We start from the raw sequence: 15,920 nt of genomic DNA, 5'->3' as shown, positions 1-15,920 counted from the left end.
GACCATGGCTTCACTTGCTCTCGACGATGCGCGGTTCATGGCTGCGGCCATCCGCCTGTCGCAGCGCCATGTGGGGCTGACAGGCACGAACCCCTCCGTCGGGGCACTTTTGGTGCAGGGTGCCGGCACGCCGCAGGCGCGGATCGTCGGCCGCGGTGTGACGGCGCCGGGCGGGCGGCCGCATGCCGAGGTCGTGGCGCTGGCAGAGGCCGGGCCGCTGGCCGCGGGGGCCACGGCCTATGTGACGCTGGAGCCGTGCTCGCATCACGGACACACCCCGCCGTGCTCGGCTGCGCTGGTGCGGGCGGGCGTGGCCCGGGTCGTCGCCGCGCTGCGGGATCCCGATCCGCGTGTCGACGGCCGCGGCTTCGCCATGCTGGAGGCAGCGGGAATTACCATACGAACCGGCGTGGCGGCCGCAGAGGCCGCGCAGCCGCTGGCCGGCTTCCTGGCCCGGCAAAGGCTGGGACGGCCGCTCCTGACGGTCAAGCTTGCCCACTCCGCCGATGGCGGCATCGCCGCCGCCGGCTATGTCCAGGCTGCCATCACCGGCGCGGTCGCCAACGCCCAGACGCATCTGGAACGCGCCAGGGCGGACGCGATCCTGGTGGGCGTCGGGACGGTGCGCAGCGACGATCCGGCGCTGACCTGCCGCCTGCCAGGCCTGGAGGGGCGTTCGCCCATGCGGGTCGTCTACGATCCGGCACTCCATATGCCGCAAGGGGCGCGGCTCGTTCTGACGGCGCGGGACGTGCCGACGGTGATCGCCGTTGCGCAGACGCTGCCGCAGGAGGCCACCGTGCCCTTCGAGCGGATGGGTTGCCGGATCCTCCGGGTGCCGCATGGGGCGGGCGGGCCTGCCGGGCTCCTGACCGCCCTCTATGCACTCGGCGTATCCAGCGTCCTCTTCGAAGCCGGCGCGCGTTTCGGCCGCACGGTGCTGGATGCGGGGCTTGCCGATCGCATCATTTGCGTGCGGGGCGAGCGGCCGCTGGGCGAAGGACGGGTTGCATCCCCCCTGGCGGCAGCGCACTTAAGACAGATGCGCCTGTGCCGGGACATGATCCTGGGTGCGGACCGCTGGCAGGAATATGAGAGGACTGACCCAGTATGTTCACCGGGATCGTAACCGATATCGGCCGTGTCACGGCCGTGCGCACGCTCGACGCGGGACGCGGATTTCGCATTGCCACCGCCTATGACCCCGCGGGCATCGATATCGGCGCGTCCATCGCCTGCTCGGGGGTCTGCCTGACTGTCACCGCGTTGCCGCATGCCGGCGCCAACGACCGCTGGTTCGAGGTGGAAGCCTGGGAGGAAGCGCTCCGCCTGACCTCCGCGCAGGACTGGGCCGAGGGAACCGCCCTGAACCTGGAACGCGCTTTGCGCGTGGGCGACGAGCTGGGCGGCCATCTCGTATCGGGCCATGTCGACGGCATGGCCGAGATCGTGGACGTACAGGAGGAGGGGGAGGCCGTACGTTTCCGCATCCGGGCTCCGCAGGCGCTGAAGCGCTTCATCGCCGTCAAGGGTTCGGTCTGCCTGGATGGAACGTCGCTGACCGTGAACGGCGTGGAGGACGATGTCTTCGACGTGCTTCTGATCCGCCATTCGCTGGAGGTGACGACCTGGGGCGAAAGGCAGAAAGGTGATCGCATCAATCTTGAGGTCGATCAGATTGCGCGCTATGCGGAACGCCTGTTTCGCGCAGATCCGTCGAACCAAGCCATCTGACACTGCATTGGACACTTGCGTGCGCCCCGCGCCGCAGGCTCCGTTTCAAAGGTCTTGTACGCCCCATGGCATCCGCACCCCATCTCCTCATCGTCGAGGCACGCTTCTACGACCACCTGGCCGATCACCTCCTGGCCGGCGCCAAGGCGGAACTCGAGCGGGCAGGGGCGACCTACGATGTCGTCACCGTTCCCGGTGCTTTGGAAGTTCCGGCCGCCATCACCTTCGCCCTGGCGGGAGAGGATGTGGGGGGCAAGGCTTATGACGGTTTCGTCGCGCTCGGCTGCGTCATCCGCGGCGAGACCTACCATTTCGAGATCGTCTCCAACGAATCCTGCCGCGCCATCATGGACCTGACCATGGAGGGCGTCGCCATCGGCAACGGCATCCTCACCGTCGAGAACGAGGCGCAGGCCCTGGAGCGGGCCATTCCCGACCGCAAGAACAAGGGTGGCGACGCCGCCGCCGCCGCACTGACGATGATCTCGCTGCGCACGCAGCTCGGGGGCTGACGCCATGTCCGACGATAGCCCGCGCACGTTCCGCCCGGCCAACAAACGCGGGGCCGCCCGGCTGGCCGCCGTGCAGGCCCTCTACCAGATGGATGTGGGCGGAACGAGCCTTCTGGAGACGGTGGCGGAATACGAGTCCTTCCGGCTCGGCCAGGAACTGGACGGCGACATGTACCGCGAGGCCGATGCCGCCTGGTTCCGCGATGTCGTGTCCGGCGTTGTGCGCGGCCAGAAGAGCATCGACCCGCTGATCCATTCCTCGCTGACGGCCGACTGGCCGCTGTCGCGCCTCGACGCCACGCTGCGCGCCATCCTGCGCGCCGGCGCCTACGAGGTCACGAGCCGCAAGGATGTGCCGGTGGCGGTGATCGTGACGGAGTATGTCGACATCGCCAAGGCCTTCTACACCGAGGACGAGCCGCGGCTTGTCAATGCGGTGCTCGACCGTGTGTCGCGCCGCTCGCGCGGCGAAGGGCGTGGACGGGATCTGGAAAAGGACGCCTGATACCATCCGATCCGCCCCGAGCGGCTGGATGCAGAAACGGCGCGCCGGGAACGACGCGCCGTTTGGCGTTCTGGACGGGCCGGGGCAGCCTTACATCGAGCCAGGCTCGAGCGCGCGGCGCACCGAGGATGCCGGATCGGGCTGTTCGGACAGGATGGAGCCCAGGAAGCTCTGGTCGCGCCCGCCGGTCGGGGTGGTCTGCGTGACGAAATCGAAGAGTTCGCCGTTCTGCAGGCCGTAATTGGCGATCTGCTGGACGCGATTGTCCTTGTTGAAATAGATCGCCAGAATGCGCTGATCGACCAGCTTGGGCTGCATGAAGGCGAACTGGCGAACGCGCTTCTGCGAAATGTAGTAGAAGACTTCATTGTCGAAGATCGCCGTCGTGGAGGGCGATCCGAGCGCCAGGAGAACCTGCTCGCGGCTCGATCCGACCGGAACGAGAGACAGCGACTGCTCGTCGATAATGTAACCCTGATTGTACACTTCCGCGGTCTGGCAGCCCGACACGACGAGCATGGAGGCAAGCCCAAATGCCGCCAGGACAGGACGGATGGGAGTGGCAATTCTGGTCACGCGGTATGTCTCCCTCTTGAGGACGCTCGAAAGGCCCTGTCTGAGAAGACCCGGACGCCAACTCAACCTGGCGCGTGTCGTCTCGAACCCTCGGGTCAGGAACCTTTAGAGCAACAGTACCTCAATTGGAACAGGGCGTTTCCAAGGCGAGATTGCAATTGGGACCGGCGCATGCGAACGGCAGGCACAGGGAATGCATGCCGGGTAACGACAATGCTGCAAGCTTTTCGCCGCAGGCGGCGCAACCGCGAGATCGTCGCAAGGCTTTACGACGGCGTGGTGGACCATGCGCGCCAGCCGCGCTTCTTCGTGGAGGGCGGGCTGCCAGACACGGTGATGGGCCGCTTCGATGCGCTGGCCATCGGCGTGTTCCTGTTCCTGCACCGGTGCCGCGCCGATCCGCAGCTGGCGGCCCTGTCGCAGGATCTGGTGGACCGCTTCATGACCGACATGGACCACACGATGCGGGAAATGGGAATCGGCTACATGGCGGTGCCCAAGCGCATGCGCAAACTGGCCGGGCTCTTCTACCAGCGCGTCAATGCCTTCCGCGGGCCGTTGGAGGGCGACGACGCGGCGGCGCTGCGCTCCGCCGTGCGGGACCAGAAGCTTGGCGGGGAAGCCCCGCTCGACGATGCGGCGATCGCCTTCTGGAGCACCTATATGCTGGACGAGGCGAAGCTCAACGCCACCTTGGACACGGAAACGATACTTGCCGGACACTGGCACTCAGGAAGGACGGGATGAGCGACATGAAGGATCGGGCCGCCGACGAGCATTTCCTGAACTTCGACGTGGTGGTTTCCAGATTGCCGAAGACCGGCCTGGAGCTGACCTACGAGGCGTCGGACGACGAGCGTCGTGGGCTCGCCGCGTTCCTGGGCATCCTGTCGCTCGACAGCCTTTCCGCGCAACTGACCGTGGCGCCCTGGCGGCGCGACGGGGTCAGCGTGCGCGGAACCCTCGATGCCGTGCTGCGCCAAGCCTCCGTCGTGACGCTGGAGCCCGTCGAGGAGACGATCGCGCAGCCGCTGGACCTCGTCTTCCTGCCGGAAGGCTCGCGGCTCCACCGCCCCCGCAGCACGGATGATGGAGAAATTCATCTCGATCCGGATGGGGATGACATACCGGAAACCTATTGCGGTGACAGGATCGACCTCGGCGCCATGCTCGAGGAGCAACTGGCGCTGGCAATGGAACCCTACCCGCGAGAGGACGGCGCGGCATTCGAGGCTTTCGATACCGACCCGGAGCCCGATGCCAAGGCCCCGTCGCCCTTTGCGGGGCTCGGCACATTGCGCGGCGGCACGGATCGGGAAAACTCCTGAGTGCTGTTGCCGTCACGGTGCAAATGGCTATTTTGGCGCGCCCGGCGCAGTGTATGCCGGGGCGCGATGGAAGGTAACAAGAGTTGAATTCCAATACCGCAATCCGCATCGCGGTGGATGTCATGGGCGGCGACCACGGCCCCTCGGTGATCCTGCCGGGTGCCGACATCGCGCTGGAACGCCACCCCGGCACACGCTTCGTCCTGTTCGGTCGCGAAGCCGACGTGCTGCCGGAGCTGGAGAAATATCCGCGCCTCAAGGCGGCATCGGTGTTCCATCATTGCGAGGTCGCCGTGCGGATGGAGGACAAGCCCTCCCAGGCGCTGCGGCAGGGGCGGTACAAATCGTCCATGTGGCGTGCCATCGACGCGGTCAAGACGGGCGAGGCGGACGTGGCCGTTTCGGCCGGGAACACCGGCGCCTTGATGGCCATGGCCAAGTTCTGCCTGCGCACCATGGCCAATGTGGAGCGCCCGGCCATCGCCTGCATCTGGCCGACCCTGAAGGGCGAAAGCATCGTCCTGGATGTCGGCGCCACGATCGGGGCGGACGCCCAGCAGCTCGTCGACTTTTCCGTCATGGGCGCGGCCATGGCCCGCGCCGTCCTGGCGATCGACCGGCCGACCATCGGCCTGTTGAACATCGGCGTCGAAGAGGTCAAAGGCCAGGACGAAATCCGTGAAGCCGGTCGGCTCCTGCGTGAAAGCCCCGATGCGGCTATGCGCTATCACGGCTTCGTGGAAGGGGACGATCTCGGCAAGGGGACGGTCGATGTCGTGGTGACGGAAGGCTTCACCGGGAATGTCGCGCTGAAGACGGCCGAAGGGACGGTGAAGCAGGTCGCGTCCTATCTGCGCGCATCCATGACGCGCACCATCATGGCGCGGCTCGGCTACCTTCTGGCACGCGGCGCCTTTGCCCGGCTGCGCGAGAAGCTCGATCCCCGCAAAGTGAACGGCGGGGTGTTCCTGGGCCTCAATGGGATCGTCATCAAGAGCCATGGTGGCTCGGACGCCGAAGGCACGGCAGCCGCCTTCGACATCGCCCATGCCATGGCCACGGCCGATCTTCTGAACACGATCGGCCGCGACCTGGAGAGTTTCAATTCCGGCCTGACCGCACATGAGCCCGCGGCCGGTTCCGCGGCGGAGAGCGCCTGACATGACCACGATCCGCTCCATCGTCCGCGGCACGGGTTCCTATCTTCCCGCCCGCGTGATGAGCAACCTCGACTTCGAGGGCATCATCGACACGTCGGACGAATGGATCCGGCAGCGCACCGGCATTGCGCGGCGCCACATGGCCGCGGCCGAGGACACGACCGTCTCCATGGGCGAGGCAGCGGCACGGCGGGCGCTGGACGCTGCGGGGCTCGTCCCGGACGATATCGACCTGATCATTCTGGCGACGGCGACGCCGGACAACACCTTCCCCGCTTCGTCCGTCCAGGTGCAGAGCCGGCTCGGCATCGAGCATGGCTTCGCCTTCGACGTGCAGGCGGTGTGCAGCGGTTTTGTCTATGCGCTCACCACGGCCGATCTCTACATCCGCAACGGCATGGCGCGCCGCGCGCTCGTGATCGGATCGGAAACCTTCTCGCGCATTCTGGACTGGACGGACCGCACGACCTGCGTCCTGTTCGGCGATGGTGCCGGCGCCGTGGTGCTGGAAGCTTCCGAGGGGGCGGGCACGCTGGAGGACGAGGGGATCCTCGTGTCCAAGCTGCGCTCCGACGGACGCCACAAGGAAAAGCTCTATGTGGATGGCGGCCCGTCGACCACCGGGACGGTCGGCAAGCTGCGCATGGAGGGCCGCGAGGTCTTCAAGCATGCGGTGGGCATGATCACCGATGTCATCGATGATTCCTTCGCCGCCATGGGCATCGGGCCGGAGGATATCGACTGGTTCGTGCCGCACCAGGCGAACCGGCGGATCATCGAAGCGTCGGCCAAGAAGCTCGGCATCGCGCCGGAGAAAGTCGTGATGACGGTGGAAGATCACGGCAACACATCGGCCGCCTCCATCCCGCTGGCGCTGGACCGCGCGGTGCGCGACGGCCGCATCGGCAAGGGCGACCTGGTGCTCCTGGAAGCTATGGGTGGTGGTTTCACCTGGGGCGCGACCATCGTCCGCTGGTCTTGAACGGCCTTGATTTCATTTGCCTATTCGGTATGGTGGGCAACAGGCGACACGGCCTTGGCAGGGGGTGCCAGCCGCAAAGCCATCTAATCTCGAGGGGTAGACATGGGCGACAGGACGGTCACGCGCGCCGATCTTGCAGAAGCTGTTTTCCGCAAGATCGGGCTTTCCAGGACGGAATCCGCCTATCTGGTGGAGTCCATTCTGGAAGAGATCTGCGCAACCATCGCCCGGGGCGAAAGCGTCAAGATTTCGTCCTTCGGCTCTTTCCTGGTGCGTGAGAAGAACGAGCGCGTCGGCCGCAATCCGAAGACGGGCGAGGAAGTTCCCATTTCGCCCCGCCGCGTCACCGTGTTCAAGCCGTCCAACGTCATGAAGGAGCGCATCCTGGCTGCGCATCTGGAGCGGACGCAATCGGTGCTGAAGGCGGCCGAATAGGCGGGGACCCGGAATGGTGGACAAAAGCGCAGACGCCTTCCGCACGATCAGCGAGGTCGCGGAAGACCTCGACCTGCCGCAGCATGTCCTGCGCTTCTGGGAGACGCGGTTTCCGCAGATCAAGCCGATGAAGCGCGGCGGCGGCCGGCGCTACTACCGGCCCGACGATATCGATCTGCTCAAGGGCATCCGCTATCTGCTCTATGTGAAGGGCTACACGATCAAGGGTGTCCAGAAGATCCTGAAGGAAAGCGGCAACCGCTTCGTCATCGCGATCGGGGCGGGGGACACGCAGGGGTTGGACGCCATGGCCACGCCGCAAATGGGCCATGTACCGGAGGCGCCACTGCCGCCGGCCGAGCCTGCCGACCGGCAGAAGGGGGCCCTGTCCAATCTTCTGCGGCGCGATCGCGCAGGCGCGGGCGCCAGCGCCCTGCCGCCGGATGCGGCCGCGCGGCTCAACCAGGTTCTCCTGGAACTCCTTGAGTTGAAGCGTCTGCTCGACCAGGTTCGCTGACAGTCCGAAGCGTTCTGTTGCGCAAAGGCATCCATGTGGCGCAACTGCCATAGTGGGCGCGGGAAGATGCGACCGCCGGTTGATATCATAAGCAATCTGGTCAAATTTCCCGATGCAGGCGCACCGCTTGCTCGGGGGATCAGTTCCATGCGTTACCGTCTCTTGTCCGCTGCCGCCGCAGGCCTGTTTGCATATGCTCCGGCCATGGCGCAGGAGCCGACGGGCGGCGCGCCGGAGGCCGGCGCCGACATCGTCCTGGAACTGGGCGTCGGTCCGCTGGTCCGGCCCGCCTATGAGGGCGCCGATACTTACGAGATCGTGCCGAGCCCGGTCATCCGCCTGCATTACCTGAACATTCCGGGGCTGGTCGAGTTCGGCGGTGGGCTGGATACGGGGCTGAGCATCGGCCCGTCTTTCGGCTATGTCGGCGAGCGCAAGGCATCGGACTATGCGGATCTGGCGGGCCTGCGGGACCTCGACGCAACCTATGAACTCGGCCTGCGCCTCGGCTATGGTTGGGACTTCGCCCCGGCCTACGGCGCGGAAGTCTATGGTGAGGCACGCTACGCCTTCGGCGAGGCCGAGGGCTTCGTGGGCGAGTTCGGCGCCAATGCCATCTACCGCCCGACGGAAATTTTGACGCTGAAGCTCGGCCCGACGGCGTCGCTCGCCTCGAGCGACTATGCGGACACGTATTTCTCGGTTTCGCCGGAAGAGAGCCTTGCCACCGGCGGGCGGCTGGAGGCTTTCGAAGCGTCCGGCGGGTTCAAGTCGGTCGGCGTGAATGCCGAGACACGGCTGGAATTCAAGCCGACCTGGTTCCTGAACGGGCAGGCCGGCTACAACCGGCTGGTGGGTGATGCGGCCGATTCCCCGATTGCCGAAACCGGCAGCCGCGATCAGTTCTTTTTCGGCATCGGCATTTCCAAGACCTTCTCGCTCGACCTCTTCTGAGCCGGGCGATCTCCATCCGTCCAAAGGATGATGCCCTTCGACCTTGCGGGACGAGGGCCGGCGAACCGACAATGGAGCTGACGGCGCCATAGCGGCGCCGGCGTTCGAGGATGGGTTCGATGGTACAGGATCAGGCGGAGACGGTGTCGGCGCGCATCGCGGATTGGAGCCGCGAGGCGCCGCAGCGGCTTTGGGATCCGTCCCGCCGCCTCCTGCGGGCGATCCGTAAGTACCAGTCCTGGCGTGGACGCCGCGGCCCGGTGGCCTATCTGGCGCGCCGCTGGTGGGCCAACCAGCACCGCCTCTGGTCACTCGTCACCCAGTGCGAAATCTATATCGAGGCGGAGATCGGCGGCGGGCTGATCATGCCGCATCCCAACGGCATCATCCTGCATCCCGACAGCCGGATCGGCCCCAACTGCATGATCTTCCAGCAGGTCACGCTGGCCGCGGGTGAGACCGGCTCGCCGGTGATCGGCGGTCATGTGGATATCGGCGCCGGCGCCAAGATCCTCGGCGCCGTCACGATCGGCGATCACGCGCGGATCGGCGCGAATGCGGTGGTCCTGCAGGATGTGCCGGCCTATTGCACGGCGGTCGGCATCCCGGCCAAGATCCTGCCGCCGCGCGAACAGCGGGCCGTCAGCCCGCTTCCGGCGCCAGTTCCCGGACGCGCGCCGGCAACGCGCTCATATGGCTGACGACATCGAGGGCGCCGGCTTCCCGCAGGCGCTCCCCATGCTCGGCATAGGTGTGTAGGCCGCCGGTAAAGCCGACGACCTTCATGCCCGCAGCCAAAGCCGCCTGAACCCCGGCTACGCTGTCTTCCACCACGATACAGGCCGATGGCGCGACGTTGCATTGCTCGGCCGCGAACAGAAACACGTCGGGCGCCGGCTTGCCGCGCGCCACCTGGCTGGCGGAAAAGACGGCCGGGTCGAAGATGCGCAGGAGCCCGCATTTGGCAAGCGAGCGCCGCAGCTTGGGCAGGGCAGAGGACGAGGCCACGGCCTTGCGCCCCGGCAGCTCGGCCAGCGCGGCGGCAACGCCGGCGACGGGCTGAAGCTCCGTATCGATGCGCTCCAGAAGCAGGGCGTCGGCCTGTTCCAGCAGCCCATCCGGCCAGGGCGCGCCGCGCAACTGCGCGACGGCCTGCCAGATATCGGCCTTGGGCCGGCCGATATAGCCGCGGATCAGCTCCGCGGCCGTGATCGGGTGGCCGGCCAGGCTCATCAGTTCGGCATCGATTCCGTTGGACAGGATCTCGCTGTCCACCAGCACGCCGTCGCAGTCGAAGATGATCATTCGCCGTATGGGATCCAGATGTTCTTGACCTGGGTGGCACGCTGCAGGAAGGCGCGGCCTTGGCCCTGGGCCGTGGTCCAGTCGCGCGCGGCGCCGTCTTCCACCCATGTCTGTTTCAGGTTGCCGGCGGAGAGTTCCTCGACCATCTTGCCACCGGCCGCAGTGCCGAAATACCAGATCCCGTCGACATCGTCATGTTCGGCGAGCGTGCGGGCGAGACCGTCCCGTTCGCCGGTGACGATGTTGATCACACCGCCCGGCACGTCGGACGTGTCGAGGAGCTGGTAGAAATCTGTGGCGGCCAGCGGATGGGCCTGGGACGGCACCACGACCACGCGGTTGCCCATGGCGATGGCGGGCAGGACGAGCGACACGAAGCCCAGGAGCGGCAGGGCGTTGGGGCAGGCGATGCCGACGACGCCCAGAGGCTCATGCATGGCGAGCGTGACATGCGAGGTCTTGGTCTGATGCACGGCGCCGTCGAATTTGTCGGCCTGCGCCGCGTACCAGAAGATACGGCGCACCGCGCTGTCGACCTCGGCCCGGGCCACGGTCCCGGCCTGGCCGAAACGCTTCAGCCGTTCCTCGAACTCGGAGGCGCGCGCCGACAGGTTTTCCGCCAGATAGTACAGGACCTGCGCACGGTTGTGCCCCGTCTGCGCGCCCCAGCCGCTCGCCTTGTGCGCGGCCTCCACCGCATTTCGGATGTCCTTGCGGTTGCCGAGGCCGGCAAGGCCCACCGGGGCCTCCGCACCGCCGACCGCATAGGAGTAGCCGCTGTCGGGCCGCGCCTGCTTGCCGCCGATATAGAGCTTGGCCGTGCGGTCGACCGCGCTCGAGCCGAGCCCGGCGACGGGCGTGGACACCAGCTTGGCGGGCGCTTCCTCCGCCTTGCGGCCACGCGGTGCGGGATGGGCCAGATAGGCTTCCATCCCCTCGCGGCCTCCCTCACGGCCAAAGCCGCTTTCCCGGTAGCCACCGAAGCCCGCGCCGGCATCGAAAATGTTGGCGGCGTTGATCCACACCACGCCCGCCTTGACTCGTGCGGCCATGTCCACGGCCAGGTTGATGTTCTCGGACCAGATGGATGCGGCAAGGCCGTAGCGCGTGTTGTTGGCGAGCGCGATGGCGTCTTCCGGCGTGCGGAAGGATGTCAGCGTGACGACCGGGCCGAAAATCTCCTCGCTCGCCAGGATCGAGGCCGGCTGGACCTCCGTCGCCAGCGTGGGCGGGAAGAAGCAGCCCTCCGGCGCCGTGCCCTGATGCAGGGTGACGCCTTCCGCCGCTCCGGCCGCCACGAGCGCGCGGATGCGCTGGAGCTGCACCGGATGCACGATGGCCCCGACATCGGTGTTCTTGTCGAGCGGGTCGCCGACCGTCAATGTCTTCATGCGGCGCAGCAGCAGGCTTTCAAACTGCGAGGCCACGGCCTCCGCCACCAGAATGCGTGAGCCCGCGCAGCAGACCTGGCCCTGGTTGAACCAGATCGAATCGACAACGCCTTCCACGGCCGCGTCCAGATCGGCATCGGCAAAGACGATGAAGGGTGATTTGCCGCCGAGTTCCAGCGTCAAAGCCTTGCCCGTTCCGGCAAGCTGGCGGCGGATGGATTTGCCGACCTCGGTCGAGCCGGTGAAAGCGATCTTGTCGACGCCCGGATGGCCGACCAGGGCGGCGCCCGTCGCCCCATCGCCGGTCACGATGTTGAGGACGCCTTTCGGGAGGCCGATTTCCTCGGCGATCTGCGCCAGGGCGAGCGCCGTCAGCGGCGTGTATTCGGCTGGCTTGAGGACCACCGTGTTGCCGGCGGCGAGCGCCGGGGCGATCTTCCAGGCCAGCATGAGCAGCGGGAAATTCCACGGAATGATCTGCCCGCAGACGCCGTGCGGGCGTGCCGCCGGGAACTCGTCCGCCAGGATCTCGGCCCAGCCGGCATGGTGGTAGATGTGCCGCACGACGAGCGGCACGTCGATATCTCGGCTTTCGCGGATGGGCTTGCCATTGTCGAGCGTTTCGAGCACCGCCAAAAAGCGCGCATGCTGCTGGATGTGGCGGGCAAGGGCATAGAGGTGGCGGGCCCGTTCATGGCCCGACAGGGCGGCCCAGCCGGGCTGCGCGGCGCGCGCCGCCTTGACCGCCGCGTCCACATCGGCCGCCGTGCCCTGGCTGACGCTCGCCAGCCTGTCCCCCGTGGCGGGGTTGTCCACCTGGAACCCTTCGGCGGCCGGCGTGAAGGTGCCGTCGATGAAGTGCCCGAAGCCGCCCTCGTGGCGCGCCAGCCACTGCGTGACGATGCTCTTGTCTTCCGGTGCCGGCCCGTATTCCATGGTCTTCAGGATGTCCGTGATCGTATCCATCGTGATGGCTCCTTACGCCAGGGCGTGACGCGACGACGATGCGTAGCGGCCGGTGACGAAATGTTCGAGTTGGCGTTCGATATCGCCGAGCATGGAGGATGCGCCGAGCCGGAACAGGTCGGGCTCCAGCCAGTCGCGCCCGAGCTCTTCCTTCATCAGGACCTGCCAGGACAGGGCGTCCTTGGCGGACTTCATGCCGCCGGCCGGCTTGAAGCCGACCCTGTGGCCCGTGGCGTCGAGATAGTCGCGCAGTGCCCGCAGCATGACCAGGCTGACCGGAAGCGTGGCGTTGACGCCTTCCTTGCCGGTGCTCGTCTTGATGAAGTCTGCCCCGGCCTGCATCGACACCATGGATGCGGCATAGACGTTGCGCAGCGTCTGCAGGTCCCCGGTGGCGAGGATCGCCTTCAGATGCGCGTCTCCGCAGGCCTCACGCATGGCGCAGACCTCGTCGTAGAGGGCCTGCCAGTTGCCGTTCAGAACATGCTCGCGCGTGATGACGATGTCGATTTCGTCCGCGCCCTCGGCCACGGCGTAGCGGATTTCCTCCAGCCGCAGGGGCAGGGGCATCAGCCCGGCGGGAAAGCCGGTCGCCACAGAGGCCACGGGAATGCCGCTGCCGGCCAGTGCCCGAACGGCATGGGGAACCATGGTGGGATAGACGCAGACGGCGCCCGTCGTCAGCCCGGCATCGGCAAGGCCAAGCGCTTCCAGGATGGCGGGCGCAACGGGGTTGCGCGCTTTGGCGCAGAGCCGGCGGACGCGCTCGGCCGTATCGTCGCCCGAAAGCGTCGTCAGATCGATGCAGCGGATCGCGTTGATCAGCCAGGCGGCCTGCCACTGCTTCTTGATACTGCGCCGCGCGGTGAGAGAGGCGGCACGGCGTTCGGCCGCGCTGCGATTGGCCGGGTGGCCGGCGAACATGTCCGGTGACAGCGCCGTGCCGGGGTTGCGATGGTCGTTGCGCGTGTCGGCCAGAGCGGTTCCCGGTACCGCCACGGCACGGATGGTTTCAGCGGTCATGAGCGTGCTCCAGTGCAAAGAGTGCCGTTGCCTCGTCGGCGATGAGAACGTTGATCAAGCCTGTCCGGAGCGCACCCAAGGAGACGTCGTGCTTTTCCGGCCCGGCGGCGATCCCGATGACCCGGTCGCACCGCCGCAGATCGCCGAGCGACAGCCCGATCGTGCGGGCATCCAGCTCCGCATCGACGATCTCGCCCCGGCGGTTGATGAAATGTCCGAGCATGTCGCCGACGGCGCCGGCCTTCATGAGTCCGGCCATCTCGGATTTGAGGATATTGCCCGAGCGCATGAGCACCGAACCCTCGCCCACGATGCCGAGCGAAAAGGCCAGCACCTCCGCCGACCGCGCAAGGCGCAGGACATCGGCCACGATCCGGTCCTTCTCCAGGACTTCGCGCGTCAGCCGCTCGCCCACGATGGCCGGCACCGGCAGGGGGACCATGCGGCCCTTGCCTTTTCGCGCGAAGGTTTCCGCCACGTCGTTGTGATGCGCAATGCCGGGGATCGGCGCCACCGTGCCGTTGATCTGCACGACGCTGACCCCGTCGGCCCAGTCCGGCGGCAGCCAATGGGCAACGGCGCCCATGGTACGGCCCCAGGAAACGCCGATCGTCTTGGGCCGTGGCTTGATCTGCGCCAGGTACTGGCCGGCGACCTGCGCCACCGCATCGACCCCCTGTTCCGCCGGACCAGGAACGATGATGGCATCGCGCAGGCCGAAGGTACGGGCAAGGCGGGTTTCCAGCTCGGGGTGGCGCAGCGTGCGCGGCACGATCTCGATCCGCACGATGCCCAGATCCCGCGCTTCCTGAAGCAGGCGGCTGACCTGCCAGCGGTTCAGGCCGGTTTCGGCGGCGATGTCCGTCAGCGTCTTGTCCTGCTGGTAGGTCATGCGCGCGATCTGGACCATGAGGTGATCGCGGCTTTCGTCCACCGGCAGGCGGTTGGCGGTGCGTTCGGGCTCTTCCCTCATGCGCGTTCCCCGCGTGCGGTTCCGTCCGCCAGACGATGCAGGATCGGCGTCAGCGTTTCCACCGCGTCGCGATAGTCGGCGAGGAGGCGGCGGTACTGCGCGTGCCGGGCCATGTCCGGATGCATCATGCGCACCGGCGCCTTCAGCTCGGCGGCGGCGGCCGTCAGGTCGGGCCACAGTCCCAGCCCGACGGAAGCTGCCACGGCATTGCCGTAGAGGGAGAGGTTATCGTCCTGCGCCAGGGCCACGGGCTTGCCGATCGCATCCACGGTGGCGGCAAGCCACAAGGGGTTGCGCATGATGCCGCCCGCAATGACGATATGCTCCACCGCAACACCCTGGCGTTCCAGGTCCACGATGACATTGGCCGCCCCGAGAGCGACCGCCGTCACCGCTGCGCGGTAGATGGAGGCCCGGTCGTGCGAAAGGGACAGGCCCAGAAACGCGCCGCGCAGCCGCGCATCGCGATAGGGTGTGCGGTTGCCCATCCAGAAGTCCAGCGCCAGAAGCCCCGTATCCTCCGGCTCGATGGCCTCGGCCGCCGCCAAGAGCTGCGGCAGCGCGTCGTCGGACAGGCCGAAAATATCCTGAGAAAGCCACTTCAGGATTGAGCCGGCAGAGACCTGGCCGCCTTCGATCATTCGCAGGCCGGGCGTCAGCGCATGGGGATAGGGGCCCCAGACGCCGTCGACCTTCGCGCCGTCATCGGCAACCTGCGTCAGGTGAACGTTGGAGGTGCCGCCGATCAGGAGCATCCGGCCGGGGCTTACGCAATCCGCGCCAAAGGTGCCCATATGCGCGTCGATGCCGCCCTGCACCACGATCGGCGCGCCGTCGATGCCCCAGGCCTGTGCCACCTGTGGCAGGAGCGGGCCGATCGGCTGGCCGATATCGACGATGTGCGCCGGCAGCTTGTCGATCAGCTCCGGCACGCCGAAGGCTTCATAAAGGTCGGGGCAGAAGGCGCGGGCGCGGCTGTCGTAGTTCCACTTGCAGGTGGCGTTCATCAAGGAGCCGGCCCAGTGTCCCGTCAGCCGGTGATTGATGAAATCCAGCGCCTCGCAGACGACCTCGGTCCGCGCCCAGAGTTCGGGCATGTTCCGGGCCAGCCACATGGCTTTGGGAACCAGCCATTCCACGGCATTGGAACCACCGGCATAGTCGAGGACGGGGTGTTCGATGCCGTCCGAAACGGCGGCCTCGGCGGCGGCGCGGGCGTCCATCCACAGGATGGCGGGGGCCAGCGGGCGGCCGTCACGATCCGCCACGACCACGGTGGAGGAGAAGGTCGCCACGCTCACCGCCGCGATCTGCGGATGGCCGGCCGCGGCCAGGACCTGCGGCACGACGAGCCCGAGCGAGCGCCACCAATCCTCCGGATCCTGCTCGGCGCGGTTGGGTGGGCGGTGCACGGTGGCATAGGGAGCTTCGCCCTTGGCCAACAGACGCCGTTCCGTCAGGCAGAACACGCCGGCGCGCACACCGTTGGTGCCGAGATCGAGTGTCAGGACATGGGTCATCCGGGCCTCCTCCCCGACGATGCGTTCGGTACCGTACGA

Annotated in this window: 18 protein-coding genes; 12 read left to right on the top strand and 6 right to left on the bottom strand. The window is 67.1% G+C overall.

All coding sequences use genetic code 11. From position 1 onward, the window contains the following. Positions 1-4 precede the first annotated feature (4 nt). The 4 genes from ribD to nusB all read left to right on the top strand — a co-directional run bounded on the left by ribD (position 5) and on the right by nusB (position 2,751). Positions 5-1,129 carry a bifunctional diaminohydroxyphosphoribosylaminopyrimidine deaminase/5-amino-6-(5-phosphoribosylamino)uracil reductase RibD gene (gene ribD / locus AUL30_RS17510; protein WP_083508067.1) on the top strand — a complete coding sequence of 375 codons (1,125 nt, stop codon included), beginning with the start codon at positions 5-7 and terminating at the stop codon, positions 1,127-1,129. Further along, positions 1,111-1,734 (top strand): riboflavin synthase, encoded by a 624-nt coding sequence (locus AUL30_RS17505; RefSeq protein WP_062229195.1) that lies wholly within the window; start codon positions 1,111-1,113, stop codon positions 1,732-1,734. The genes ribD and AUL30_RS17505 overlap by 19 nt, the downstream gene beginning before the upstream one ends. Before the next feature lie 65 nt (positions 1,735-1,799). Beyond that, positions 1,800-2,246, top strand: a complete 447-nt coding sequence (locus AUL30_RS17500) for a 6,7-dimethyl-8-ribityllumazine synthase (protein WP_062229194.1) — start codon at positions 1,800-1,802, stop codon at positions 2,244-2,246. Positions 2,247-2,250: 4 nt separating this feature from the next. Continuing rightward, on the top strand, positions 2,251-2,751 hold the full coding sequence (gene nusB, locus AUL30_RS17495) for a transcription antitermination factor NusB (protein WP_062229193.1): 501 nt from the start codon (positions 2,251-2,253) through the stop codon (positions 2,749-2,751). Between the two features lie 90 nt (positions 2,752-2,841). Here nusB and AUL30_RS17490 read toward each other — a convergent pair whose 3' ends face one another. Next, positions 2,842-3,270: an outer membrane protein assembly factor BamE gene (locus AUL30_RS17490; RefSeq protein ID WP_083508046.1), complete on the bottom strand. Its 429-nt coding sequence runs from the start codon at positions 3,268-3,270 to the stop codon at positions 2,842-2,844. Positions 3,271-3,540: 270 nt separating this feature from the next. Here AUL30_RS17490 and AUL30_RS17485 point away from each other — a divergent pair, with 270 nt between their 5' ends. The 8 genes from AUL30_RS17485 to AUL30_RS17450 all read left to right on the top strand — a co-directional run bounded on the left by AUL30_RS17485 (position 3,541) and on the right by AUL30_RS17450 (position 9,404). Continuing rightward, positions 3,541-4,074, top strand: coding sequence for a ubiquinol-cytochrome C chaperone family protein (locus AUL30_RS17485; protein WP_062229191.1), 534 nt, complete (start codon positions 3,541-3,543; stop codon positions 4,072-4,074). Continuing rightward, complete coding sequence (locus AUL30_RS17480) at positions 4,071-4,655, top strand: YceD family protein (RefSeq protein ID WP_244490883.1); 585 nt, start codon at positions 4,071-4,073, stop codon at positions 4,653-4,655. The genes AUL30_RS17485 and AUL30_RS17480 overlap by 4 nt, the downstream gene beginning before the upstream one ends. Before the next feature lie 122 nt (positions 4,656-4,777). Then, positions 4,778-5,815 carry a phosphate acyltransferase PlsX gene (gene plsX / locus AUL30_RS17475; RefSeq protein ID WP_062229324.1) on the top strand — a complete coding sequence of 346 codons (1,038 nt, stop codon included), beginning with the start codon at positions 4,778-4,780 and terminating at the stop codon, positions 5,813-5,815. A gap of 1 nt (position 5,816) precedes the next feature. After that, entirely contained in the window at positions 5,817-6,797 is a 981-nt protein-coding gene (locus AUL30_RS17470) for a beta-ketoacyl-ACP synthase III (protein ID WP_062229190.1), read from the top strand. A 102-nt stretch (positions 6,798-6,899) separates the two neighbouring features. Then, complete coding sequence (locus AUL30_RS17465) at positions 6,900-7,232, top strand: integration host factor subunit alpha (protein ID WP_062229189.1); 333 nt, start codon at positions 6,900-6,902, stop codon at positions 7,230-7,232. 13 nt (positions 7,233-7,245) lie between these two features. Beyond that, positions 7,246-7,749 (top strand): MerR family transcriptional regulator, encoded by a 504-nt coding sequence (locus AUL30_RS17460; RefSeq protein ID WP_062229188.1) that lies wholly within the window; start codon positions 7,246-7,248, stop codon positions 7,747-7,749. A 147-nt stretch (positions 7,750-7,896) separates the two neighbouring features. Next, the gene (locus AUL30_RS17455) at positions 7,897-8,703 is read left to right on the top strand and encodes a MipA/OmpV family protein (RefSeq protein ID WP_062229187.1); all 807 of its coding nucleotides are present in this window, start codon (positions 7,897-7,899) and stop codon (positions 8,701-8,703) included. Positions 8,704-8,822: 119 nt separating this feature from the next. Further along, positions 8,823-9,404, top strand: coding sequence for a serine acetyltransferase (locus AUL30_RS17450; RefSeq protein WP_083508043.1), 582 nt, complete (start codon positions 8,823-8,825; stop codon positions 9,402-9,404). Here the strand turns inward: AUL30_RS17450 and AUL30_RS17445 are convergent. The 5 genes from AUL30_RS17445 to AUL30_RS17425 all read right to left on the bottom strand — a co-directional run bounded on the left by AUL30_RS17445 (position 9,346) and on the right by AUL30_RS17425 (position 15,881). Continuing rightward, positions 9,346-10,008: an HAD family hydrolase gene (locus AUL30_RS17445; protein ID WP_062229186.1), complete on the bottom strand. Its 663-nt coding sequence runs from the start codon at positions 10,006-10,008 to the stop codon at positions 9,346-9,348. The two genes, AUL30_RS17450 and AUL30_RS17445, sit on opposite strands and share 59 nt — an antisense overlap. Then, positions 10,005-12,365: an aldehyde dehydrogenase family protein gene (locus tag AUL30_RS17440; RefSeq protein WP_062229185.1), complete on the bottom strand. Its 2,361-nt coding sequence runs from the start codon at positions 12,363-12,365 to the stop codon at positions 10,005-10,007. The genes AUL30_RS17445 and AUL30_RS17440 overlap by 4 nt, the downstream gene beginning before the upstream one ends. Before the next feature lie 12 nt (positions 12,366-12,377). After that, positions 12,378-13,289, bottom strand: a complete 912-nt coding sequence (gene deoC, locus AUL30_RS17435; RefSeq protein ID WP_062229323.1) for a deoxyribose-phosphate aldolase — start codon at positions 13,287-13,289, stop codon at positions 12,378-12,380. A gap of 88 nt (positions 13,290-13,377) precedes the next feature. Beyond that, the gene (locus AUL30_RS17430) at positions 13,378-14,361 is read right to left on the bottom strand and encodes a sugar-binding transcriptional regulator (RefSeq protein ID WP_062229184.1); all 984 of its coding nucleotides are present in this window, start codon (positions 14,359-14,361) and stop codon (positions 13,378-13,380) included. Then, the gene (locus AUL30_RS17425; RefSeq protein WP_062229183.1) at positions 14,358-15,881 is read right to left on the bottom strand and encodes an FGGY-family carbohydrate kinase; all 1,524 of its coding nucleotides are present in this window, start codon (positions 15,879-15,881) and stop codon (positions 14,358-14,360) included. The genes AUL30_RS17430 and AUL30_RS17425 overlap by 4 nt, the downstream gene beginning before the upstream one ends. Positions 15,882-15,920 lie beyond the last annotated feature (39 nt).

It is taken from the genome of Aureimonas frigidaquae (assembly GCF_001463905.1).
GTDB classification, from domain to species: Bacteria; Pseudomonadota; Alphaproteobacteria; order Rhizobiales; family Rhizobiaceae; genus Aureimonas; species Aureimonas frigidaquae.
This window is presented reverse-complemented; position numbering and strand designations above follow the sequence as displayed.

Excerpts from the sequence above, each read along its gene's own strand:
- ribD (WP_083508067.1), top strand. The coding sequence starts at position 5 with ATGGCTTCACTTGCTCTCGACGATGCGCGGTTCATGGCTGCGGCCATC.
- AUL30_RS17505 (WP_062229195.1), top strand. The coding sequence starts at position 1,111 with ATGTTCACCGGGATCGTAACCGATATCGGCCGTGTCACGGCCGTGCGC.
- AUL30_RS17500 (WP_062229194.1), top strand. The coding sequence starts at position 1,800 with ATGGCATCCGCACCCCATCTCCTCATCGTCGAGGCACGCTTCTACGAC.
- nusB (WP_062229193.1), top strand. The coding sequence starts at position 2,251 with ATGTCCGACGATAGCCCGCGCACGTTCCGCCCGGCCAACAAACGCGGG.
- AUL30_RS17490 (WP_083508046.1), bottom strand. The coding sequence starts at position 3,270 with ATGCTCGTCGTGTCGGGCTGCCAGACCGCGGAAGTGTACAATCAGGGT.
- AUL30_RS17485 (WP_062229191.1), top strand. The coding sequence starts at position 3,541 with ATGCTGCAAGCTTTTCGCCGCAGGCGGCGCAACCGCGAGATCGTCGCA.
- AUL30_RS17480 (WP_244490883.1), top strand. The coding sequence starts at position 4,071 with ATGAGCGACATGAAGGATCGGGCCGCCGACGAGCATTTCCTGAACTTC.
- plsX (WP_062229324.1), top strand. The coding sequence starts at position 4,778 with ATGGGCGGCGACCACGGCCCCTCGGTGATCCTGCCGGGTGCCGACATC.
- AUL30_RS17470 (WP_062229190.1), top strand. The coding sequence starts at position 5,817 with ATGACCACGATCCGCTCCATCGTCCGCGGCACGGGTTCCTATCTTCCC.
- AUL30_RS17465 (WP_062229189.1), top strand. The coding sequence starts at position 6,900 with ATGGGCGACAGGACGGTCACGCGCGCCGATCTTGCAGAAGCTGTTTTC.
- AUL30_RS17460 (WP_062229188.1), top strand. The coding sequence starts at position 7,246 with ATGGTGGACAAAAGCGCAGACGCCTTCCGCACGATCAGCGAGGTCGCG.
- AUL30_RS17455 (WP_062229187.1), top strand. The coding sequence starts at position 7,897 with ATGCGTTACCGTCTCTTGTCCGCTGCCGCCGCAGGCCTGTTTGCATAT.
- AUL30_RS17450 (WP_083508043.1), top strand. The coding sequence starts at position 8,823 with ATGGTACAGGATCAGGCGGAGACGGTGTCGGCGCGCATCGCGGATTGG.
- AUL30_RS17445 (WP_062229186.1), bottom strand. The coding sequence starts at position 10,008 with ATGATCATCTTCGACTGCGACGGCGTGCTGGTGGACAGCGAGATCCTG.
- AUL30_RS17440 (WP_062229185.1), bottom strand. The coding sequence starts at position 12,365 with ATGGATACGATCACGGACATCCTGAAGACCATGGAATACGGGCCGGCA.
- deoC (WP_062229323.1), bottom strand. The coding sequence starts at position 13,289 with ATGTTCGCCGGCCACCCGGCCAATCGCAGCGCGGCCGAACGCCGTGCC.
- AUL30_RS17430 (WP_062229184.1), bottom strand. The coding sequence starts at position 14,361 with ATGAGGGAAGAGCCCGAACGCACCGCCAACCGCCTGCCGGTGGACGAA.
- AUL30_RS17425 (WP_062229183.1), bottom strand. The coding sequence starts at position 15,881 with ATGACCCATGTCCTGACACTCGATCTCGGCACCAACGGTGTGCGCGCC.